This is a genomic window from Saccharopolyspora tripterygii, from assembly GCF_054778355.1.
In genome coordinates this window covers 405,398-427,124 of the sequence record NZ_BAAGZP010000008.1, presented here as the reverse complement: position 1 = coordinate 427,124, position 21,727 = coordinate 405,398, and the positions used below count along the sequence as shown (strand labels likewise).

Here is a 21,727-nt window from a genome sequence, read left to right as displayed (position 1 = left end):
CCCGGTAGATCACTTGCCCAACTTGCGACGCTGGACGCGCGTCTTGCGAAGCAGCTTGCGGTGCTTCTTCTTGGACATACGCTTGCGGCGCTTCTTGATGACCGAGCCCATGCGGACTCCTTCACTCTTGACGGCGGTTCGAACGTCTTCCGTGCCGGAGCAGCTGCCAGGAGCGCATCAGGCACGACCAACCCAAAACTTTACCTGCCCTGGTCTCGGACCTGCCGCCGTGGTCCGGCAAGCGCCCTCGAACCGCCCCCAGGGCGGCCCCGGGGGCGATCTTCGAGACCGCTCAGCCCGCGTCGTAGTAGGCGTGTTCGAGGTAGGCGTGAACGTCCTTCTCAGCCACGCGGAAGGAGCGGCCCACCCTGGCGGCCGGCAGCTCACCCGCGTGCACGAGGCGGTAGACCGTCATCTTCGACACCCGCATCAGCTTGGCCACCTCGGCGACGGTGAGGAACCGCACCTGCCCCATGCTGGGCGGTGCCTGCTGGCCGGGTTCGGAGTTCGAAGACATGCTTCACCGTGCCCTCCACACGTGTCGCCCCCGGCGGCTTCCCCTTCCGCCGGAAACCTCACGCACGTGCTCCTCCGAGACTAACGGGACACACGACAATTGTTGAGTTGACTTTTGTCCCGGGGCTTACTCGTGATCACCCTGCTCACCGGTGCGGGTGGGGAGGTGGGGAAGTTTTCATGAAAACTTCCCCACCCGACGCACGACGGCGCACACCCCTCACGCCGGGTGCGTGACGTCAGTCGTCCTCGTCGTGGGCGCTGCCGAGCTCCACCGAGCGGTCTCGGGCCGCCTCTATCGCGTCGATGAGGGCTGCGCGGACTCCGTGCTTCTCCAGCTCCCTGATGCCCGCGATGGTGGTGCCCGCAGGCGAGGTGACGGCTTCGCGGAGCATGACGGGGTGGCCGCCGCCCTCGCGGAGCATCGCCGCCGCGCCGACCGCGGACTGGACGATGAGGTCGGCGGCGGTGGCGCGCGGGATGCCCAGCAGGATCCCGGCGTCGATCATGGCCTCGACCAGGTAGAAGAAGTAGGCGGGACCCGAGCCCGACAGGGCGGTGACCGCGTCCTGCTGGCTCTCCGGAACCCTGGCGACCTTGCCGACGCTGCCCAGCAGCTCCTCGACCAGGTCCAGGTCGCGGCCGTCGGCGTGCGCACCACCGGAGATGGCGGCCATGGCCTCACCGACCAGCATCGGAGTGTTGGGCATGACCCGCACGACCGCCGTGCCCTCGGGCAGGCGGCGCTCGAACAACTTCGTCGGCAGGCCGGCGCACAGCGAGACGACCAGCTTGCCGCTCGGGAGCTTCGGCGCCACCTCGTCCAGCAGCGGTTCGATGTCCTGCGGCTTGACCGCCACCACGATCACGTCCGCGCGCTCCACCGCTGCGGGCACGTCCACGTGCGAGATGCCGTAGGTCTTGGCCAGCTCCTCGGCACGGGTCGGGAAGCGCTCGGTGAACAGCAGGTCGGACGGGGCTCGTCCGGCCTTGATCAGGCCCGAGAGCAGGGCTTCTCCGATCTTTCCGGCTCCGAGCACGGCGATGGTCGTCATGAAGCTCAGGGTGCCAGACCACGCTGCGTGTCGACCCCTCCCGTTGTCCCGCAGCGACGGATACTGTGTTCCGCACCACAAAGCGAAGGTCTTTCATCCCGTCGCAGCCGAGCGATCTCCCCACGGAAGCAGCGAAGGAGCTTCGACCATGTTGAGCACGATGAACGACGGTCCCCTCTCGATCGCCCGGATCCTGCAGCAGGGGGCCGGTCCGCACGGCGCCTCCGCCGAGGTCGTGACCTGGACCGGTGCCGAACCACGCCGCAGCCCCTACTCCGAGGTGGGCCGGGAAGCCGCTCGGCTGGCGCACGCGCTGCGCGCGCTCGGGGTCACCGGTGACCAGCGCGTCGCCACCTTCATGTGGAACAACGCCGAGCACCTGGCCGCCTACCTGGCCGTTCCCTCGATGGGCGCGGTGCTGCACACCCTCAACATCCGCCTGTTCCCCGAGCAGGTGGTCTACGTCGCCAACCACGCCGAGGACCACGCGGTGCTGGTCGACCACACGCTGCTGCCGCTGTTCGCGAAGCTGCTGCCGGAGATGAAGACCGTCCGGCACGTCGTGGTGGTCGGCGGCGACGCGAGCGCACTGGAAGCGCCGCCCGGGGTCGAGGTGCACGGCTACGCCGACCTGCTGGTCGGGCAACCGGAGGAGTTCGACTGGCCCGCGCTGGACGAGCGATCCGCCGCCGCCATGTGCTACACGTCCGGCACCACGGCCAACCCCAAGGGCGTCGTCTACTCGCACCGCTCGATCTACCTGCACTCGATGCAGGTGTGCATGACCGACGGGATGGGTCTCGCGCAAGGTGACCGGGGCCTGGCGGTGGTGCCGATGTTCCACGCGATGTCGTGGGGCCTGCCCTACGCGGCGTTCATGGTCGGCGCCTCGCTGATCATGCCCGACCGGTTCCTGCAGCCCGAGCCGCTGGTGGAGATGATGGCCGCCGAACGCCCGACGATGGCGGCCGCGGTGCCGACGATCTGGCAGGGCGTGCTGGCGGAGCTGGAGAAGTCACCCCGCGACATCTCCTCGCTCGACGAGGTCGTGGTGGGCGGATCGGCGTGCCCGCCGGCGATGATGCGGACCTTCGAGGAGGACTACGGCATCACCGTGGTGCACGCCTGGGGCATGACCGAGACCTCCCCGCTCGGCAGCCTCGCCCGGCCACCGGCCGGAGTTACCGGTGAGCAGCAGTGGGCCTACCGCGCGAGCCAGGGCCGGCTTCCCGCATCGGTCGAGGGTCGGCTGGTCGGTGACGACGGCCGGGTGCTCCAGTGGGACGGGCAGAGCGTGGGCGAGCTGGAGGTGCGCGGCCCGTGGGTCGCCCAGGCCTACTACGGCGATGACGATCCGGAGCGGTTCCACGACGGCTGGCTGCGCACCGGTGACGTCGGGTACCTGACGCCCGAGGGCTTCCTGCACCTGACCGACCGGGCCAAGGACGTGATCAAGTCCGGCGGCGAGTGGATCTCCTCGGTGGAGCTGGAGAACCAGGTCATGGCCCACCCGGCGGTGGCCGAGGCGATGGTCATCGGGGTTCCGGATGAGAAGTGGTCGGAACGGCCGCTGGTGGCGGTGGTGCTCCGCGCGGGTCAGACCGCCGACGCCGCGGAGCTGCGGGAATTCCTCTCCGGCTCGGTCGCCCGCTGGCAGCTGCCCGAGCACTGGACGTTCCTCGCCGAGACCCCGAAGACCAGCGTCGGCAAGTTCGACAAGAAGCGCCTCCGCACGCAGCACGCCTCGGGCGACCTCGACGTCATTCACCTGATCTGATCTGGGGTGGGGAAGTTTTCATGAAAACTTCCCCACCCCACCAACACGACCTTCCCCACCCCACCAACACGACGGTCGACTCACCCTGGTCGGGAGGGCGACAGGGCGAGCTGGCGGGACTGGCAGATGAGGCGGCCCACCGAGTCGACGACCTGGACGTCCTCGTCGAACCACTGGCCGTGCACGGCCCGGCAGTCCACGTGCATGCGCAGCCAGCCGTTGGCGGGGTGGGCGCGCAGGTAGGCGGTCAGCTGGACCGTCGGTGCCCAGCCGAAGCGCCCCATGTTCAGCGTCACCGGAACCGTGAGGTCTCCCGCGACCAGACCGAACAGGAGGTCGGGCCGGCCCTCGCGGGGCTTGACCCACATCCGGTAGCGGGGTTCGCCGGTCCCACCGTTGAGGAACTCCGCGGTGTCCGGGTCCAACCGCATGTCGCAGACGTCCGCGAGGTGGAAGAACCTCGTCGACTGGCTGAGATCGATGGCGTCCGACGGCGGGTTCACCGGCATGGACGGCAGGTCCGACCACTCGGGCTCGGCGGCGGGCATCCGTCCCGCCGTCACCGTCGAGTCGACGCACACCTGGCCCCGCTGCTCCAGCACCGCGCGCACGACCGTGACGGTCTTGCCGGTCTTGAGCGCCTGCAAGCGGACCATCACCGGTCCGACGCGAGGGGGCCGCAGGTACTGCGCGCTGATCGACAGCGGGTCGAGCCCGGTTCCGTCGGAGACGGCTCTGGTGAGCAGCGCCAGCAGGTACCCGCCGTGCGGGTTGTCCCCGACGGCCCAGTCCGGGTGGAGGTTCGCGACGTAACTGCCGTCGCCGAGCGAACGCACCGAAGTGGCCGCGGAGAACGGATCCTGGACCTCGGTCACGTGCGATCCACCGGTCGAACGCCCACTACGCGCAACGAGTTCATGGTCGAAGATTCTAATGACCTTCACAGAAGTTGATCATTAGGCGTCGGTTAGCGTCCCTAAGCTCCCAAGGGCTCAAGGTGCAGGCGGGCGAAGAGTAGGGCTTCGGCCAGCATTTCCGCTCGTTGCTGGGGATTCCGGGCCTTGCGGGTGTTCACCTCGAGCACCACCGAGCCGTCGTAGCCGTCCGCCGCCAGGGCCTCGCAGACCTCCGCGCACGGCTGGTTCCCCTGCCCCGGCAGGAGGTGCTCGTCGCGGGCTGCTCCGGTGCCGTCCGCGAGGTGCACGTGCGCCAGGCCGTCGCGCATCCGCTTCAGCAGCTCGATGGCGTCCACGTGCGCGGCGGCGGCGTGCGAGAGGTCCAGCGTGTAGTTGCGGAAACCCACGTCGGTGGGGTCGGGCGAGGGCTTGAACGCCGAGAGCCCGCTGTTGGTCCTGCCGCCCGGAACGCGTCCGGTGCGGAGCCGGTTCAACGAGTTCGGCGGGCGCAGCGGGAACATGTTCTCCACCGCCACCTTGATGCCGCTCGTCTCCTCCAGCTCCTCGACCAGCTCGGAGAACGCGTCCGCGTAGCGGCGCTGCCAGCGGAACGGCGGGTGCACCACGACCGTCGAGGCACCCAGCTCCTCGGCCACGACCACCGCCTTGCGCAACCGCTCCTCGGGTTCCGGCGACCAGACCCGCTGGGTGATCAGCAGGCACGGCGCGTGCACCGCGAGCACCGGAACCCCGTGCTGCTGCGACAACCGGCTCAGCGCCTTGACGTCCTGGCTGACCGCGTCGGCCCACACCATCACCTCGACGCCGTCGAAGCCGAGGTCCGCGGACATCTCGAAGGCCGCGCGAGCGGGCTGCGGCCACACCGATGCGCTGGACAGCCCCACCGGCGCACGACCGGAGGTGCCCTGGCGCTCAGGCAGCTGCGATTGTCCCGTCATCTCGAACCCAGCATGACCGACGACTCGCGGGAGGTTGCGCGGCGGTGGGCAGACCGGCTGTCACCTGTCCGACCACGCCCACGACCTCTCACTGGTTGATCAACAGCAACGCGGCGGGCGACACCGTGCAGAACAGGCCGACCAGCACCGAGAGCAGGATGGTCTGCAGGTCGTTGGTGCGGAAGAACTTCCACGCGACGAGCACCAGGAGGCCGGTGAACACCAGCGCCGCGCCGAACGCGGCGATCGTCGCGTTGATCCACAACCAGCGGAAACCGACCCACACGGCACCGCCACCGACGAGCCCGGCGACGCCCTGCAGGGCGAGGGTGCCCCACTCCTTGCCCGCCGACGGCGGGCGATCCCCCTCGTCGGGGTCGTAGTCGTCGTCCAGCCCGGCGGGCGCGGAGCGGTCGTAGTCCTCGTCGTAGGGCTCGTCGTAGGACTGCTGGTAGCCGACGTCGTCGGCGAAGACCTGCCCGGAATCGCCGAAGGAGTCGTAGTCGTAGGGATCGGCGTCCGGGTCCGCCTGAGCGGGGTACGCCTGATCAGCACCACCGTCTATGCGCGGCAGCTGCTCGGTCAGGTTCTCCGGCAGCTGCGGCGGACCGGCGGGCGCGATCGGCGGCCGCGACCGGGCGGGCGGCAGCGCGGGCTGCCGCAGCGTCGCCTCGGCGTCGTTGCTGGGCGCGGACGGCGCAGGCGGAGTGGCGGCCGCGCCACCCGCGCTGCTGAAGCGCTGCGCCCAGTACCCGGCGCTGCCCGGCTGCGGACCGGACTCGGCGGGAGGTTCGCTCGCGGGCTGGGGCTTGGCGGGCGAAGCGGGCCCGGCGGCCTGCGCCGACTGCTGGGGCTGCGCGGGCTGCTGAGCCGCAGGCGGTTGGGCGGGTTGCTGAGCCGCAGGCTGCTGAGGTTGCTGAGCCGCAGGCGGCTGAGCAGCCGGAGGTTGTGCGGCAGGAGGCTGGGCAGCGGGCGGCTGAGCCGGAGGCGGACCTGCTGGAGCCGCCGGCGGCTGACCGTTCGTCGGACCGGGGTTCCTGCGGCTGCTCGGCGGTTCCTCGTCCGGCTTGACCGGGCGCATCTTGCCGCTGTCCGACAGCACCCGGTTGATGATCTCCTGCGGTGCCGTCTCGGTGGGGTCCTCGGGCTTCCTGCGCCGACGCCGGGAGCCCTTCTCCGAGCTGCCGCCGTACTCGGCGAGCAGCTCCGCAACGGTGCGCTGGGTGGGCTGATCCGCCCCGCTGTCCCGACTCATCGTTCCCACCGTGCCCCGTGCCGCGTTCGCAGTCCAGTTCCGTCCACCGGTGCCTCGGTTTCATCCCGTGTCGGGCCGGGCGCATTCTCCTGCGCCGGCACGAGCCCGTCCGTGCCCCCCGCACGCACCGGAACGCCGCTCTTGAACGCAGTGTGACTATCTCCGTTGGTGTGGTCCAGCCGCCGAAGGATGACTCCCTCGCGCAGCGCCCACGGGCAGATGTCGAGCTCGGTGACTCCCAGCGCCTTCATCGCGGCCTCGGCGACCAGCGCACCGCCGACGAGCTGGTGCGACCGCGCCGAGCTCACGCCGTCGAGCGCGGCCAGGTCGCTGGAGGACATCCGGGTGATGAACGCCAGCAGCTGCCGCAGGCCCGTGTCGGTGAGCTTGCGCGACACGCGCTGCCCCGCCGAGGACGGCGCGGACCCGGTCAGCCGGGCCAGCGAGCGGAACGTCTTCGACGTCGCCACCACGCGGTCCGGCTTGGCCAGCTTGCGGAACTGCTTGGCCGTGGGTGCGAGCTGCCCCTCCAGCCAGTCCCGCAGCTTCTTGACCTCGTCCTGCTTCGGCGGGTCCTTGAGCATCGTGCGGCTCATCCGGCCCGCGCCCAGCGGCAGCGAGACGGCGAGGTCGGGCTGCTCGTCGATGCCCAGCGCCATCTCCAGCGAGCCACCGCCGATGTCGAGCAGCAGCAGGTTGCCCGCCGACCAGCCGTACCAGCGGCGGGCCGCGAGGAAGGTGTAGCGGGCCTCGTCCTCGCCCGGCAGCACCTCCAGCTGTATCCCCGTCTCGGCGCGCAGCCGGTCCAGGACTTCCGCGGAGTTGTCCGCATCGCGGATCGCCGAGGTCGCGAAGGCCATCACCTCGTCGCACCCGGCCGCAGCGGCGGCTTCCTGCGACTCGGCGATCGTCCGGATCAGCTCGTCGGCATCGTTCTCGGAGATCCGGCCGTCGTGCGCGCCGATCCGCTCGGCGAGCCGCAGCACGGTCTTGTCCGATGTCATCGGAGTCGGATGCGCACCGCGGTGCGCGTCCACCACGAGCAGGTGGACGGTGTTGGATCCGACGTCGAGGACCCCTAGGCGCATGGCGCACAAATTACCGGCTGCGCATGTGGCCGGGCGGCAGGTGGGCGGAAAACTGCGTCCCGGAACACTCCCGCCGCGCCCGCCACCAGGTCAGCAGCCCCTCGGGGATGCGACGGATCACACCTGGCCGGCTCAGGCCTCGAACTTGTAGCCGAGACCACGGACAGTGATCAGGTAGCGCGGGTCCGCCGGATCCGGTTCGATCTTCGAGCGAAGCCGCTTGACGTGCACGTCCAGGGTCTTGGTGTCGCCGACGTAGTCCGCGCCCCACACCCGGTCGATGAGCTGACCGCGGGTGAGCACCCGGCCGACGTTGCGCAGCAGGTACTCAAGCAGGTCGAACTCCTTGAGCGGCAGGCTCACGTCCTCGCCCTCCACGGTCACCACGTGCCGCTCGACGTCCAGCCGCACCGGACCGGCCGCCAGCACCTGCGGCTGCAGCTCCTCCGCCTCACCGCGGCGGCGCAGCACCGCCCGCACCCGGGCGATCAGCTCGCGCGCCGAGTAGGGCTTGGTGACGTAGTCGTCGGCGCCGAGCTCCAGGCCCACGACCTTGTCGATCTCGCTGTCGCGGGCGGTCACCATGATCACCGGGACCGCGGAGCGCTGCCGCAGCTGCTTGCACACGTCCGTGCCGCTCATCCCGGGCAGCATCAGGTCCAGCAGCACGATGTCCGCGCCGTTGCGGTCGAACTCGTCCAGGGCATCGGTGCCGTTGGTCGCTACGGCGGCCGTGAATCCCTCCTTGCGCAGCAGGAAGGCAAGTGGGTCGGCGAAGGACTCCTCGTCCTCCACGATCAACACTCTGGTCACCGGACTCCTCCCGTTTCGACGGTTGTCACGCCGTCCGCACTTTCGGTGGTGGACCGCGCGGCAGGTGCCGCCCGATCGGGTTCGGTGGTCGGCTCCTCGCCGTCGATCTCGCCGGCGCTGTGCCTGGGCACCCGGAGCGTGAAGGTGGAGCCCGTCCCCGGTCTGCTCCACAGCTTCACCTCGCCTCCGTGGTTCGCGGCGACGTGCTTGACGATGGCCAACCCCAAACCGGTACCGCCGGTGGCCCGCGAACGAGCGGGATCCACCCGGAAGAACCGCTCGAACACCCTTTCGTGGTGCTCGGCTTCGATGCCGATACCGCGGTCGGTGACCGCGATCTCGACGTAGTCCTCGGACAGCCGGCGCGAGATCGACACCGGGCTCCCGTGGGACGAGTAGTTGATGGCGTTGGTGACCAGGTTGGTCAGCGCGGTGACCAGCAACGCCCGGTCGCCTTCCAGCAGGTAACCGGACGATCCGTCGACCGCGATCTCGATGCCCGCGGACTCGGCGGGCAGCCGGGAGCGCCCCAGCGCCTCCTCGACCACCTCGTCGACGTCGATCGTGGTGAGCTCCGGCAACCGCTCCGCGCCCTGCAGGCGGGACAGCGCGATCAGCTCGGACACGAGCGTTCCCAGGCGGGTCGACTCGTGCAGGATCTTGGTGGAGAAGCGCCGCACCTCCTCCGGGTCGTCCGCGCTGTCCAGCAGCGCTTCGGCCAGCAGCGCCAGCGCCCCCACCGGGGTCTTGAGCTCGTGGCTGACGTTGGCGACGAAGTCGCGCCGGGTCGCCTCCAGGCGCACCGAGTCGGACTGGTCGGCCGCATCGACGACGGTGAAGCCGTCGCCGAGCGACCGGACGTCACCGAGCACGGCGCTCGGAGCACGGCCGGACAGCGAGGCCCGCCCGTCCAGCGGGCAGAGGTCGACGGTCACCGTCTCGCCGGTCTCGCGCGCCCGCTCAGCGGCCTTCTGCGCGCGGGGATCGGCCCGGTAGTCGTGGATGACGCCGAGCTCCACGGCGCGCGGGTTGTGCAGCACCACGTCGCCGAAGCGGTTGAGGAGCACGACCCCGCTGGTGCTGGTGTGCACCTGGCGCTGCAGGAGCTCGGCGACGGTGGGGCCCTGCGGCTTGGACTTGCGGTAGGGCCGGGATCCTCCGGCTGCCACGAATCCGCCGGCCGCGCCCAGCAGGAGCGCGGCGATGATCAGGGCGGTGTAGCCCAAAGCGGTCACATCTGCATCGTAAGCAAGCGGTGGTGGGGAAATGCCAGTCCACGAGGGCGTTCAGTGACGCCCATGACACGAATCGGGAGCTTCTTCACCTGTGGTTCACCCCCTGATCGGAGGGGGTTCAGCTACCGACCGGGCTTCCGTAGCGCTCCGTTGGGCAAGTGGGCGAATTCTCGCCACCCATCACCCACGTGAGTGACGACTGGAGGGCACCTCGGATGCGTGCTCCGAGACGCCCTCCGTCGTCGGCTCGGGTTCAGCGACCCTGGTTGGCCACGGCCGCGGCGGCCTGAGCGGCGGCCTCCGGGTCCAGGTAGGTGCCGCCCGGGTTGGTGGGCTTGAAGTTCTCGTCGAGGTCGTAGCGCAGCGGGATGCCGGTGGGGATGTTCAGCCCGGCGATCTTCTCGTCGGAGATCCCGTCCAGGTGCTTGACCAGCGCGCGCAGCGAGTTGCCGTGGGCTGCGACCAGCACGACCTTGCCGGCCTTGAGATCCGGCACGATCGCCGACTCCCAGTACGGCAGCAGCCGGGCCACCACGTCCTTGAGGCATTCGGTGCGCGGCATCTCGGCACCGAGGTCGGCGTAGCGCGGGTCCGCGTCCTGGCTGAACTCGTCGCCGAGCTCGATCTCCGGCGGCGGGGTGTCGTAGGAGCGGCGCCAGAGCATGAACTGCTCCTCGCCGTAGGCCTCCAACGTCTGCTTCTTGTTCTTGCCCTGCAAGGCGCCGTAGTGGCGCTCGTTGAGCCGCCAGTCGCGCTTGACCGGGATCCAGTGCCGGTCGGCGCCGTCCAGGGCGATGTTGGCGGTGGAGATCGCGCGGCGCAGCAGCGAGGTGTGCAGCACGTCCGGCAGCGTCCCCGCCTCGCGCAGCAGCTCACCGCCGCGCTTGGCCTCGGCCTGGCCCTTGTCCGACAGCGGGACGTCCACCCAGCCGGTGAACAGGTTCTCGGCGTTCCACGTGCTCTCACCGTGCCGCAGCAGCACCAAAGTCGAAGTCATGGCCCCAGGCTATCCGCACCGATTCGCGAGGCAGCGAGGTTGTGAGGTTCACCCGAGAGTTACGGGATCACCGCCCGGATGTGACACGACCGTGGCGATCGTCACTTTCCGTCGAAGATATGGGCTTCTCCAGGGCAGCTGCCTTAGATTTCATACACAACATCACACGAATGGAGTAATGCGGCGGCCTTGTGGCGGCTACGTAACTCTGCGAAGTTGACAATGCTCTCCTTGATCGGCTCCCACGCACTCCCCGATCCTGCGAGAGCGAGAAACGCGGTTCAGCTCCCCCAACGAACCGCACCCGCCAGGCCACAGGGTGCCCCCCGCCCTACGGCTCTCCGGCGGGACCACCGTGGTGGGGCGGCTCGAGCTCGTGACTCCCCCTCTCTCCCGAGCCGCCCCCCTCGTGGGGTTTTCTTGTTCTTCTGACCGTGGTCCTTTTGCTTGGCGGTGCCAGTAGGGGAACCTGAGCGGCTCCGTGGACTCCGCGCGCCACTCCTCATGTATGCCAATACACATCGTCGCGGCGTGCTCGCCACGAAGCCGCTCAGAACCCCCGGCGGTGTCAGTTGCTCGGGTGGGGCAAGGAGAAAGCGCCCTTGGCGCTTGCCTGACGTGCTCTTTTGTGGCTTTTGCCTTCAGTCCTCGTCTACCAGTTGCTTGAAGGGTTGGAGGTTGGCGAGGGATTCTCCTCGGGACTCGCGCCAGGCCCACTCCCTGCGGATGGCCGTGGCGAAGCCGAGCTCCAGGAGGGTGTTGAAGTCCCCGTCGGCCGCCTCCAGGACCTGGCCGAGGATCCTGTCCAGCTCCTCCGCGGTGACCGCGTGCAGACCGATCCGGCCCACCAGGTAGATGTCCCCGGTCTTGTCGATCGTGTAGTGGACGCCGTAGAGCTTCGCGTTCCGGCGCAGCAGGTAGCGGTAGACGTTCTCGTGAGCCTCGTCCGGCTGCCTGCAGACGAACGCCTCCACGAGCAGCGCGTGCTCGGCGACGATCAGCCAGCAGTTGGTCTGCAGCTTCTTCGTCCCCGGCAACGTCACGAAGTACCGGCCGTCACCCTTGTCCTGGTAGGCGAGCTCGTTGGCCTCCAGCGTGGACGTGATCACCTGCTCGGGGCTCACGCCGTCACCTCCTCGATCGGCAGACTCCGGTGGAAGGACAGTTTGGCCTGCGCGTAGGCGTCGAGCAGCGACTCGGTGGTCCGCGACCACGAGAACGCCGTCGCGTGCCCGCGCGCGTTGCTCGCCAGCCGCTCCCGCAAGCCCGCGTCGAGCACCAGCGAGCCGAGCGCCTCGGCCCACTGCTCGGTTCGGTGACCGTCGACGAGCAGCCCCGACACGCCGTCGCGGACCGCGACCGGCAAGCCGCCCACCGCCGCGGCCACCACCGGCGTGCCGCACGCCTGCGCCTCCAGCGCGACCAGCCCGAAGGACTCGTTGTGACTGGGCACCGCCACCACGTCGGCGGCCCGGTACACCTGCGCCAGCTCCGCTCCGCCGCGCGGCGGCAAGAAGCGCACCACGTCGTCGATCCCCAGGTCCACCGCCAGCTGCTGCAAGGCGCGCGGGCGCTCCAGACCGCTGCCGGACGGACCGCCCACGACCAGCACGACCAGTCGTTCGCGCAGCTCGGGGCGGCGCTGCAGCAGTTCGGCCGCGGCGCGCAGCAGCACGTCCGGGGCCTTCAACGGCTGGATCCGCCCGATGAACGCCAGCACCAGGGACCCGGGCCGAACGCCCAGCTGGTCGCGCGCGGCCTGCACGTCGCCGGGCGTGAAGACGTCCACGTCCACACCGGGCGGGATGGTGGCCACCGCACCGGGATCGGCGCCGTAGCGATCGACGAGGTCGGTGGCCTCGAACTCCGTGTTGGCCACGAGCATGTCGGCCTGGTCCACGACCTGCTCCTCACCGAGGACCCGGACCCGCGGCTCCGGTGAATCCCCCTCGGCCAGGCTCGCGTTCTTGACCTTCGCCAAGGTGTGCGCGGTGTGCACCAGCGGCACGCCCCAGCGCTCCCGCGCCAGCCAGCCGACCTGCCCGGACAACCAGTAGTGCGAGTGCACGAGGTCGTAGTAGCCCGGTTCGTGCCGGGCCTCCACCCGCAGCGCGCCTGCGGCGAACGCGCACAGCTGCGAGGGGAGTTCGTTCTTGTCCAGGCCCTCGAACGGGCCCGCGACGACGTTGCGGACCAGCACCCCGGGCGCCAGTTCCGCGATCGGCGGGACGTCGGACGAGGTGGCGCGGGTGAAGATCTCCACTTCGGTGCCCAGTTCGGCCAGCCGGCGGGACGTCTGGGCGATGTAGACGTTCATCCCGCCCGCGTCACCCGTGCCGGGCTGCTCCAGCGGCGAGGTGTGCAACGAGAAGACGGCGGCGCGGCGAGGCCGCATGCGTAATGTCCTGGAAGTCATCTGCTGCCCATCGCAAGCCGGTCGGCCCGAGTTGTTCGGACCCGATCAACCCCGACACCGCACGCCGCCGAAACATTCCCGTCGACGCGTCGAAACCTCGGAGCCAGCCCACGACGCTACCCCCGAGAGACGGCGGGACCTCCGCTCCGCAGCCCCCCGGTGGCTACCGTCACAGGCCCTCCGGACGGCGTGCTGTGGGGTGGGGGTGGGGAAGTTTTCATGAAAACTTCCCCACCCCCCACCACCATCGATCAGAGGGCGGACTTCGCCTTCCACTGGTCCCAGGACAGGATCCAGTCGTAGACGTCGTAGCGCGGCTCCATCGCGCTGGCCGATCCGGTCACCTCGACGGGATCGCCCAGCAGGGCGCTGTCGTAGTAGGCCTTCGCGTCGGCGGCGCTGAGGTTGACGCAACCGTGCGAGTTGTTGACCTTGCCCAGCGCCGCGGCGTTCTCCTGGTTCTCGTGGATGAACTCACCGTGGTTGGAGAAGCGGGCCGCGAACGTCTTGCGCACGTCGTGGTAGCCGTAGCGCGGGTTGTCCATGATCTCGACGGGGTTCTTCTGCATCACGATGTACGTGCCGTTCGGGGTGTTGCGCCCGGGGTCGTACTCCTCGCCGTAGCTGGCCGGGTAGCTGGCGACCTGCTTGCCGTCGCGGATCACCACCATCTGGTGGGTGCCCACCGCGGCCTTGACGATCTGCGCGCGGCCGATGTCGAAATCGCTGGTCAGGTCGGCGAGGCCGTAGGCCCCGTTGCCGTAGGGCACGCCGTAGAGGTCGGCCTTGACCGTGACGTGCGTGTTGGCAGGCCAGTACTCCTTGGGCCGGTAGTCGACCTGCTTGTCCGACAGCCACGCCCACGAGCCCTCGACCGGCTTCGAGGCCTGCACGCTCAGCGCTCGCTCCGCGGCGGCCTTGTCCTTGACGGGCTCGTCGAACTTGACGCTGATCGGCATCGCGACGCCGACCTGGGCGTCGTCGGTCGGGTTGACCGTGGCGCGGACGGTCTTCTTCGGCTGCACCGTCGTGAAGGAGCCCTGCACCGGCGCCTTCTTCCCGTCAGCACCCACGGCCTGACCGGACCACGTGTAGTCCTTGCCGTAGCCCAACGCCTCGGTGGCCTGCCAACTCTTGCCGTCGGGCGACAGCTGCCCGGCGACGGCCTTGCCATCGGCGTTGGTCAACTGAACGGACTCGAAGCGGCCCTTGTCGACCGTGGCCTTGATCGGAGCGGTCGGACTGACCTCACCCGCACCGGCACCCGGTTCGAAGTGGACCGCGGCGACCGGCGGAGCGGGTTCGGGCTGCCCCTGAGGCTGCCCGGAACAGCTCGAGATCAGCAGGACGGCCGCCAGCGCACCCAACACCACGCGCCACGGCAGCCGCATCACACCACTCACCTTGAAAAATCCTCTCTGAAATTGAGTTCAGAACTAAGCAAAAAGGACATCGCCGAAAAGGCGGTCACTTTGCCGCTTCTCCCCGGCCGACGGATTTCCCGCCCCCACAGAGAAAGACGTGTGGCGGCCCGAAAAGATGTCCGAACGCCGCTGTGCATCGCATCACAGGAGCCGACGAGCACGTCAACCGGATCGCGAGGCGCGCATTCCGCCGAAAAGGACTTTCGGAGAGGAATCCGGGACGATGCGCGCGAAATGCCCTCAGACGCCGAGCGGTTGCGATTGCGGATTCAGCCGGACGTCCAACTCGGAGAGCACGTCCCCGATGGGAGTCGCGTACCCGATCGCGCCGTCCCCCGCACCGGCCACGTGCAGACCGACCAGGCGGCCCGCCGGGTCGACCACGGCCGCGCCCGCGTCGCCCTGACCGCAGAACCGCGGCTGGTCGGTGGTGATCCGGATCTGCTCCCGCAGCACCCGCACCCCCAAGGCCACCCCGTGATCAACCCGGATGGTGGCGTCCACGGACGTCACGAAGCCGTCGGTGAGACCGGTGCCGAACCCGTGCTTGCGGACCAGCTCGCCGGGGTAGGCCCGGGCGTGGCCGGTCACCGGCCCCAGGGCGCCGATCTCGCGCGAGGCCGCGAGCCCGGGGACCAGGCTGACGGCGGCCGCGTCGACCCGGCCGGACAACGCCGCGCGCGCCAGCTCGGCGTGGACCCGGCCGCTGTCCGCGTCGGTCATCCGGTCGCCCACCGACCACGCGTCGTCCAGGCAGCCGACGTCGAAGGTCGTCAGCCCCATCGGCTCGGCGGAGTCGCTGGTCACGATCACCCCGAGGGTGCCGATGCGGTGGTAGTCGCGCACCCCCATCCGGACCGACCGGCACGGCGCGAGCCCGCTGCCGCCGCGCACAGCGCGGAGCGGGCATCCGGGGTGACCACCGTCGGAACCGATCGTCCGCCTCGGCCAGGGCAGCTGCTCGTCGCACGCGCGGTGGATGTGCTGGAGGACCGGCTGCTCCTCGACGACGTCGGTCGGGATGCCGAACACCTCGGCGGGCACGCACGCGGCACGATCGAGTGACTCGCGCGGTCGCTTGCCGACCACAGACACGACGATCGCCTGCTCCCGGAGACGACTCCCCGCGCGCGTCCTGCTGCCGATGTCCACGCCGGTCACGCCGGGCAGATCCAGCAGCTGATCCTCGACGGCGCGCTTGATGGGGCGGATCACCGCCCGGTCCCTCAGTTCCCTGATGCTCAGCATGCGGGCCCCTCCACCCACACCATTTAACACTCAGGGTTATCAATCAGTCACTAAGAGTCACCCTTACGGTCGCTAGTCAGACCTCGCAGTCGACCATGACCGGCTCCGGCACGAGGGTGACCCCGAAGGCGGAACGCACGCCGTCCCGGACTTCGCGCGCGAGTTCCAGCAGATCAGCGGTGGTGGCCCCGCCTCGGTTGGTCAGCGCGAGGGTGTGCTTGCTCGACAGCGCCACGCGCCCGCCCGGCCCCTGGTGACCCTTGGCGAAACCGGCCCGCTCGATCAGCCACGCCGCGGACAGCTTGCCACCGCCCTCGGCGGGGTACTGCGGAATCCGCTGGTCGGCACCGACCTTCGCGGCGATGCCCGCGATCACCTCGGGCAGGTCCGCCTCGGCGATGATCGGGTTGGTGAAGAACGAGCCCGCGCTCCAGGTGTCGTGATCGTCGGGGTCGAGCACCATGCCCTTGCCGCGCCTGAGCTCCAGCACCGCCTGCCGCGCCTTCGCCGCCTCGACCCGCTCGCCGGGCTCCACGCCCAGCGTCCGGGCGAGCTCCGCGTAGCGGATCGGCTCCGACAGCCCGCTGTCGCGGAGCAGGAACCGCGCGCGCAGCACCACCGCCGCGTGGCTGTGCTTGAGGACGCTGTTGCGATAGGTCAGGCCCAGATCGGCGGCCTGCACGGTGCGCACCCGACCGGTGCCGCGGTCCAGCAGGTCCACCGAGACCAGCAGCTCGGAGATCTCCACACCGTAGGCGCCGACGTTCTGCACCGGGGTCGCGCCGGCCAGGCCGGGGATGCCCGACAGGCATTCGAGCCCGCCCAGCCCCTGCTCGACCGAGTCGGCGACCACCTCGTCCCAGTCCTCACCCGCCTCGGCGGTGAGCTGGACCGCGCCGTCCCCGACGTTGTCGTACTCGCGGCCCTTCGTGGCGATGCGCACGACGTGACCGTCGAACCCCGCATCGCTGATGACCAGGTTCGAACCGCCGCCGAGCACCAGCAGGCGGTGACCCCCGTCGTCGGCCGCCCGGACCGCGTCGATCAGCTCGTCGTCGCTGGTGGCGACCACCGTGCCGGTCGCGGGACCACCGAGCCGCAGGCTCGTGTGCTCGGCGAGCGGCGACCCGCGGCCCGCTCGTTCCCCGGGCAGGGCGGTGTTGTCGCGCACTTCTTCGGCACCGGACATGGAGGCACTCACGATTGCCAAAGGTAACCTCCGCTGCATGGCACGCCGCATCGAGCACCGCAGCACCTCCGAACGGTCCGCCGTCGAGGTGTACCGGGCGCTGATCGATTCCGATTACCTCGCAGCACGTCTCGAGGAGCTCGGCGGCTCCACCGCGTCGCTGGTCAAGCACGTGGACACCGATGACGGCGCTCGCTTCCAGACCCGGCAGGGCATCCCGGCCGACAAGCTCCCGTCGCTGGCCCGGACGGTCGTCGGCGGCGACCTCCTCATCGACCGCAGCGAGTCCTGGCGGCGCGAGGAGGACGGCCACTACACGGGCGAGATCGCCGCGGAGATCGCCGGTGCGCCGTGCTCGGTCACCGGATCGATGTGGCTGCGCGACCTCGTGTCGCCCACCGGCACCGCCGTCAGCGAGCTCGTCGTGGAGGGCTCGGTCAAGGTCACCGTCCCCTTCGTCTCCGGCAAGCTCGAAGACCTCGTCGTCGACCAGGTGCAGAAGATGCTGGTGGACGAGGACAACTTCACCGCCGCCTGGCTGGCCCAGCGCGGCTGAGCCGCGATGAACGCTCCGAAGAAGCGCAACCCCCGGCTCGCGGCCGGCCGCGCCCGCGCGATGGGCATGCCGACCCGGGGCACCACCAACCCCAACCGGCTGCGCCGCATCGACCGCTGGATCGCGGGAACACCGCAGGTGGCGCGGGCCGTGAGCAGCTCGGACGAGCCGGTGGTCATCGACCTCGGCTACGGCGCCACCCCGACGACCACGGTCGAACTCGCGCAGCGGCTGTCCGGCCTGCACCCGCGGCTGCGGGTCGTCGGCCTGGAGATCGACCCCGATCGGGTCGCGGCGGGCAAGGCCGTCGCCGACCCTCCCCGGCTGGAGTTCCGCCGCGGCGGCTTCGAACTCGCCGGGCTCGCCGCCGGGATTCGCGGCTCCTCCGGGCCCGCCCTGATCCGCGCGCTCAACGTGCTGCGCCAGTACACCGAACCGGAAGCCCGGAAGGCCTGGGACGAGCTGTGCTCCCGGCTCGCACCCGAGGGGCTGCTGGTCGAGGGCACCTGCGACGAGATCGGCCGCCGCTGCTGCTGGGTGACCCTCACCCGGGAAGGGCCGCGCACGCTCACCTTCGCCTGCCTGCCCTCGGACATCGAAAGGCCGTCCGATCTCGCCGAACGCCTGCCCAAGACGCTGATCCACCGCAACGTTCCCGGTGAGCGGATCCACGCGCTGCTCACCGAGCTCGACGCCTGCTGGGCCAAGGCCGCTCCGCTGGCCACCTTCGGGCCCCGGGCGCGCTGGGCGCACGCCGTCGGCCTGTTCGCCGAGCGGGGATGGCCGGTGCTCGACCGGCGCCGCCGCTGGCGACTCGGCGAGCTCACCGTCCCCTGGACGACGGTCGCCCCGGAGATCTGATCCGAGATCTCCGACGACCCGCGCGGGCGCCGTTCCTTTCCCGTCCGGGACGACAGCGACTTTAATGGGGGCATGGCTCTCGACTTCCACCTCAGGGCGTTCCAGGAGCAGGCGGAGTCCTTCCGGCGCGCGGTGCTGCAGGCGGACCCGGACACCGCCGTGCCCACCTGCCCGGGCTGGGACGTCCGGCGGCTCACCGGTCACGTCGCCCGCGCCTACGCGCGCGCCCGGACGTCGCTGGAGGTCGAGCCCGGCGGCATCAGGCCGGAAGTCGCCGAGGCACCGGCGGATTTCGACGCCGCGCTGTCCTGGTGGGACGAGCTCCGCGAGGACCTGCGCACCCGTCTGTCCACGATGGACCTCGATCGCGAGGTGTGGTGGTTCTCCACCAGCGCCACCCCCGCGGACTGGGCCCGGCGGGTCGCGCACGAGACCGCCATCCACCGCCTCGACGTCGAACTCGCCCTCGGGCAGGGCGGTGACCTGTTCTTCGATCCCGAGCTGGCGGCCGACGGCATCGACGAGATGCTGACCAGGTTGCTGCCGCTGGGCGACTGGACGACCCGGCAGCACGAGGGCACCGCGCTCTACCACGCGGCGGACGCGGGCCGGGCCTGGCTGGTGACCTACCGGGCGGGCGAACCGCCGACGACCGGCGCTCCGTCCGACGCCGGGCTGGAGACCGGCGCGACCATCGCCGGCACCGCCGACGCCCTCTACCGACGCGTGTGGGGACGGCCGAGCTCCGCTGTGGTCACCGGCGACACCGCGCTCGCCGCGGTGGCGGCCGGACGCTGAGAGAACCCACCCCACCTGCAACAATCACGTTCGTGAGCTCTTCCGAACGCCGTTTCGTCATCAGCCTCGGCTGCCCCGACCGCACCGGGATCGTCGCCCGCGTCTCCGGTTTCCTCGCCGAGCACGGCGGCTGGATCGTGGAGGCCGGCCACCACACCGACACGGCGACCGGCTGGTTCTTCACCCGGCAGGAGGTGCGCGCCGACTCGCTGCCCTTCGGCATCGACGAGCTGCGCGAACGCTTCGCCAACGTCGCCGGGGAGCTCAGCGATCGCGCCGAGTGGCGGATCTGGGACACCGGCGAGCGCCGCCGGGTCGTCGTCCTGGTGTCGAAGGAAGCGCACTGCCTGCACGACCTGCTCGGCCGGGTCTCCTCGGGAGAGCTGGACGTCGAGCTGTGCGCGGTGATCGGGAACCACCCCGAGCTCGGCGCGATCACCGAGGCGCACGGGATCCCGTTCCACCACGTGCCCTTCAGCAAGGACCCCGACGCCAAGGCGGCTGCGTTCGACCGGGTCAGGGCGTTGGCGGAGGAGCACGACCCGCACGCGATCGTGCTGGCCCGGTTCATGCAGGTGCTGCCGCCGGAGCTGTGCGAGCGGTGGACCGGGAAGGCGATCAACATCCACCACAGCTTCCTGCCGTCGTTCGCCGGGGCCAGGCCCTACCACCAGGCCTACGAGCGCGGGGTGAAGCTGATCGGCGCGACCTGCCACTACGTGACGGCGGAGCTCGACGCGGGACCGATCATCGAGCAGGGCGTGATCCGGGTGGATCACACCGACGACGTGGCCGACATGGTCCGCAAGGGCCGCGACATCGAGAAGATGGTCCTGGCCAAGGGACTCCGAGCCCACGTCGAGGACAGGGTCCTGGTCCACGCCCAGCGCACGGTCGTCTTCTGAGCGCCCGGCTTCCGAGCCTCGTGGCGGACCTGCGGTCCTGGACCTAGGGCAGTTTTGGTCCGAACTGTCCGGGCAAAAGGGACGTTGACGGTGGACGGTTCGGACCAAAACTGCCGCACGGCCACACGACGCTCAGCGGGCGAGGTCTTCGAGGACTTCCGCCGCGGGGAGTCCTGCGAGGACGTCCGCCGGGGTGATGATCTTGCTGCGGCGGAGGCCGCTCCCCACGACCACCACGCCCGCTTCCAGGACCCCCGGGTCGATCAGGACCGGCCACGACTCGGGAAGCCCGAACGGGGTGATCCCGCCGTACTCCATGCCGGTCAGGGCCACGGCCACGTCCATCGCGGCGAAGGACGCCTTGCGGACGTCGAGCCGACGCTTGACCACGCCGTTGACGTCGGCGCGAGTGGTGGCCAGCACGACGCACGCCGCGTGGCGGACCTCACCGGACCGCTTGCCCGCTACCACCACGCAGTTCGCCGAGCGCTCCAGCGGTGAGCCGTACTGCTCGCAGAACGCGGCCGTGTCGGCGAGTTCGGGGTCGATCTCGGTGGCACCCACCCGCTCGTCACCGATGCCGCGCACGGACTCGGCGACCGGGTCGGCCAGCAGGTCCAGCCGTTCGAGCGCAGTGGTGACGTCCAGCTTCCCCGCCGCATCGGACCAGTCGAATCCCATGACCCGCACGATAGAGGCTTCAGCGCAGGAAGTTCGTCAGCAGGTCCCGGAGCTGCCTGCGGTGGGTGAGCATCGGTGCCTGCGACTCCAGGAGCTCCAGCCGCGCCTCGCGGAACGCCGCAGCGGTCGCCTTCGCGGCCGACGCCGGGTGCATGGGGTCCTCGGTCGCGCCGATGACCAGCACCTCGGCCGTGGCCTCGGCCAGAGCGCCCGCGTCCAGGACGGGGACCTGATCGGGCAGGTCGCGCAAAGCTTCGGAGAGCCGGGCGAGCGCGCGGGCCCGCTGATCGAGATGATCGCCGACCTCAACACCCGACGGGACCTCGGCGGCCAGGACCTCGCGCAGGCTCGCACCGCCGTCGTCGGCGGCGACCGCATCGGCTAGGCGCTCGTAAGCCCAGGCGGCAGCCGGCTCACGAGGACGGTCCAGGGCGGCGGGGAGCAGCAGCGCGAGCCGCTGGAAGCGGTCGGGGTGTTCGGCGGCGATACGGGTCAGCGCACCGGATCCGAGCGAGACGCCGACGGCTTGGGTCGCACCGACCTCGTCGGCGACCGCGAGCACGTCTGCGGCGACAGAACCGTAGTTCCAGTAACCGGCCGGAGCGTCCGGCGCCGACCCGTGGCCGGGCAAGGTCACCACTACCCGTGTGCCGCGCAATCCGGACGCGGGGATCCGCGCTTCGCCCTCGGTCGCGCCGAGTCCGTGCACGACGAGCGTCACCGGGGCTCCGGTTCCGAGCACCCGCGAGCGGGTGCGCACTACCAGGACCGCCCCTGGACTTCCTTGACCTTGGGCCGGACGTCGACGATGTAGACGAGCGCGGCGACCAGGCCGGCGATCCAGATGATCCCGTACGGACCGCGCATGTCGAGGATCAGCAGGAGCGCGGCGGCACCGGTGATCCCCATCCAGGCCAGTTTGTTCAGCTTGTCCGCGGCCGTGAAGGCATCCGCGCGCTGCAGCGCGGCGTGCACGAACGCGAAAACACCGACCGGGATGCCCACGATCCAGATGACCGACAGGATCCACCAGTACAGCGGCATTCCGCTCGAAAAAC

Annotated in this window: 23 protein-coding genes; 5 read left to right on the top strand and 18 right to left on the bottom strand. The window is 70.2% G+C overall.

The features are described from left to right. Positions 1 to 9: 9 nt before the first annotated feature. The 3 genes from ACYVF3_RS07495 to proC form a co-directional block, all read right to left on the bottom strand. Positions 10 to 111, bottom strand: a complete 102-nt coding sequence (locus ACYVF3_RS07495) for a 30S ribosomal protein bS22 (RefSeq protein ID WP_010241351.1) — start codon at positions 109 to 111, stop codon at positions 10 to 12. A gap of 181 nt (positions 112 to 292) precedes the next feature. Next, complete coding sequence (locus tag ACYVF3_RS07490) at positions 293 to 517, bottom strand: helix-turn-helix domain-containing protein (RefSeq protein ID WP_145741188.1); 225 nt, start codon at positions 515 to 517, stop codon at positions 293 to 295. Positions 518 to 755: 238 nt separating this feature from the next. Continuing rightward, on the bottom strand, positions 756 to 1,571 hold the full coding sequence (gene proC / locus ACYVF3_RS07485; protein WP_461153450.1) for a pyrroline-5-carboxylate reductase: 816 nt from the start codon (positions 1,569 to 1,571) through the stop codon (positions 756 to 758). 148 nt (positions 1,572 to 1,719) lie between these two features. Between proC and ACYVF3_RS07480 the strand changes: the two genes are divergently transcribed. Further along, positions 1,720 to 3,348 (top strand): long-chain fatty acid--CoA ligase, encoded by a 1,629-nt coding sequence (locus tag ACYVF3_RS07480; RefSeq protein ID WP_461153449.1) that lies wholly within the window; start codon positions 1,720 to 1,722, stop codon positions 3,346 to 3,348. 80 nt (positions 3,349 to 3,428) lie between these two features. On the opposite strand, the gene ACYVF3_RS07475 is transcribed toward ACYVF3_RS07480, so the two are convergent. The 12 genes from ACYVF3_RS07475 to ACYVF3_RS07420 all read right to left on the bottom strand — a co-directional run bounded on the left by ACYVF3_RS07475 (position 3,429) and on the right by ACYVF3_RS07420 (position 16,868). After that, positions 3,429 to 4,223, bottom strand: coding sequence for a thioesterase family protein (locus ACYVF3_RS07475; protein WP_461153448.1), 795 nt, complete (start codon positions 4,221 to 4,223; stop codon positions 3,429 to 3,431). A gap of 101 nt (positions 4,224 to 4,324) precedes the next feature. Next, complete coding sequence (locus ACYVF3_RS07470) at positions 4,325 to 5,203, bottom strand: sugar phosphate isomerase/epimerase family protein (RefSeq protein WP_461153447.1); 879 nt, start codon at positions 5,201 to 5,203, stop codon at positions 4,325 to 4,327. An 88-nt stretch (positions 5,204 to 5,291) separates the two neighbouring features. Further along, positions 5,292 to 6,458: a hypothetical protein gene (locus ACYVF3_RS07465; RefSeq protein ID WP_461153446.1), complete on the bottom strand. Its 1,167-nt coding sequence runs from the start codon at positions 6,456 to 6,458 to the stop codon at positions 5,292 to 5,294. Then, on the bottom strand, positions 6,455 to 7,546 hold the full coding sequence (locus ACYVF3_RS07460; protein WP_461153445.1) for a Ppx/GppA family phosphatase: 1,092 nt from the start codon (positions 7,544 to 7,546) through the stop codon (positions 6,455 to 6,457). The genes ACYVF3_RS07465 and ACYVF3_RS07460 overlap by 4 nt, the downstream gene beginning before the upstream one ends. Positions 7,547 to 7,678: 132 nt before the next feature. Then, positions 7,679 to 8,359, bottom strand: coding sequence for a response regulator (locus tag ACYVF3_RS07455; protein ID WP_461153444.1), 681 nt, complete (start codon positions 8,357 to 8,359; stop codon positions 7,679 to 7,681). Next, the gene (locus tag ACYVF3_RS07450) at positions 8,356 to 9,594 is read right to left on the bottom strand and encodes a sensor histidine kinase (protein WP_461153443.1); all 1,239 of its coding nucleotides are present in this window, start codon (positions 9,592 to 9,594) and stop codon (positions 8,356 to 8,358) included. The genes ACYVF3_RS07455 and ACYVF3_RS07450 overlap by 4 nt, the downstream gene beginning before the upstream one ends. A gap of 253 nt (positions 9,595 to 9,847) precedes the next feature. Continuing rightward, the gene (locus tag ACYVF3_RS07445) at positions 9,848 to 10,591 is read right to left on the bottom strand and encodes a phosphoglyceromutase (protein WP_461153442.1); all 744 of its coding nucleotides are present in this window, start codon (positions 10,589 to 10,591) and stop codon (positions 9,848 to 9,850) included. Positions 10,592 to 11,232: 641 nt separating this feature from the next. Beyond that, the gene (locus tag ACYVF3_RS07440) at positions 11,233 to 11,715 is read right to left on the bottom strand and encodes a type III secretion system chaperone family protein (protein ID WP_461153441.1); all 483 of its coding nucleotides are present in this window, start codon (positions 11,713 to 11,715) and stop codon (positions 11,233 to 11,235) included. Then, on the bottom strand, positions 11,712 to 13,007 hold the full coding sequence (gene mshA, locus ACYVF3_RS07435; RefSeq protein ID WP_461153440.1) for a D-inositol-3-phosphate glycosyltransferase: 1,296 nt from the start codon (positions 13,005 to 13,007) through the stop codon (positions 11,712 to 11,714). The genes ACYVF3_RS07440 and mshA overlap by 4 nt, the downstream gene beginning before the upstream one ends. Before the next feature lie 251 nt (positions 13,008 to 13,258). After that, the gene (locus ACYVF3_RS07430; protein WP_461153827.1) at positions 13,259 to 14,398 is read right to left on the bottom strand and encodes a L,D-transpeptidase; all 1,140 of its coding nucleotides are present in this window, start codon (positions 14,396 to 14,398) and stop codon (positions 13,259 to 13,261) included. 273 nt (positions 14,399 to 14,671) lie between these two features. After that, a complete protein-coding gene (locus tag ACYVF3_RS07425; RefSeq protein WP_461153439.1) occupies positions 14,672 to 15,679 on the bottom strand; it encodes a chymotrypsin family serine protease in 1,008 nt (335 codons plus the stop codon). A 76-nt stretch (positions 15,680 to 15,755) separates the two neighbouring features. Continuing rightward, on the bottom strand, positions 15,756 to 16,868 hold the full coding sequence (locus ACYVF3_RS07420; protein ID WP_461153826.1) for a UDP-N-acetylmuramate dehydrogenase: 1,113 nt from the start codon (positions 16,866 to 16,868) through the stop codon (positions 15,756 to 15,758). A gap of 37 nt (positions 16,869 to 16,905) precedes the next feature. On the opposite strand from ACYVF3_RS07420, the gene ACYVF3_RS07415 reads away from it, so the two are divergent. The 4 genes from ACYVF3_RS07415 to purU all read left to right on the top strand — a co-directional run bounded on the left by ACYVF3_RS07415 (position 16,906) and on the right by purU (position 19,988). Continuing rightward, on the top strand, positions 16,906 to 17,424 hold the full coding sequence (locus ACYVF3_RS07415; RefSeq protein WP_461153438.1) for a DUF2505 domain-containing protein: 519 nt from the start codon (positions 16,906 to 16,908) through the stop codon (positions 17,422 to 17,424). 6 nt (positions 17,425 to 17,430) lie between these two features. Next, positions 17,431 to 18,285: a class I SAM-dependent methyltransferase gene (locus ACYVF3_RS07410; protein ID WP_461153437.1), complete on the top strand. Its 855-nt coding sequence runs from the start codon at positions 17,431 to 17,433 to the stop codon at positions 18,283 to 18,285. Between the two features lie 72 nt (positions 18,286 to 18,357). Further along, entirely contained in the window at positions 18,358 to 19,083 is a 726-nt protein-coding gene (locus ACYVF3_RS07405) for a maleylpyruvate isomerase family mycothiol-dependent enzyme (RefSeq protein ID WP_461153436.1), read from the top strand. Positions 19,084 to 19,115: 32 nt separating this feature from the next. Next, positions 19,116 to 19,988, top strand: a complete 873-nt coding sequence (purU, locus tag ACYVF3_RS07400) for a formyltetrahydrofolate deformylase (protein WP_461153435.1) — start codon at positions 19,116 to 19,118, stop codon at positions 19,986 to 19,988. A 132-nt stretch (positions 19,989 to 20,120) separates the two neighbouring features. Here purU and ACYVF3_RS07395 read toward each other — a convergent pair whose 3' ends face one another. Genes ACYVF3_RS07395 through ACYVF3_RS07385 form a run of 3 tightly spaced genes read right to left on the bottom strand, consistent with a single transcriptional unit; the run spans position 20,121 to position 21,713 of the window. After that, complete coding sequence (locus ACYVF3_RS07395; RefSeq protein WP_461153434.1) at positions 20,121 to 20,669, bottom strand: YbaK/EbsC family protein; 549 nt, start codon at positions 20,667 to 20,669, stop codon at positions 20,121 to 20,123. A gap of 19 nt (positions 20,670 to 20,688) precedes the next feature. Beyond that, positions 20,689 to 21,390: an alpha/beta fold hydrolase gene (locus ACYVF3_RS07390; protein WP_461153433.1), complete on the bottom strand. Its 702-nt coding sequence runs from the start codon at positions 21,388 to 21,390 to the stop codon at positions 20,689 to 20,691. A 38-nt stretch (positions 21,391 to 21,428) separates the two neighbouring features. After that, entirely contained in the window at positions 21,429 to 21,713 is a 285-nt protein-coding gene (locus ACYVF3_RS07385) for a DUF2516 family protein (protein WP_461153825.1), read from the bottom strand. Positions 21,714 to 21,727 lie beyond the last annotated feature (14 nt).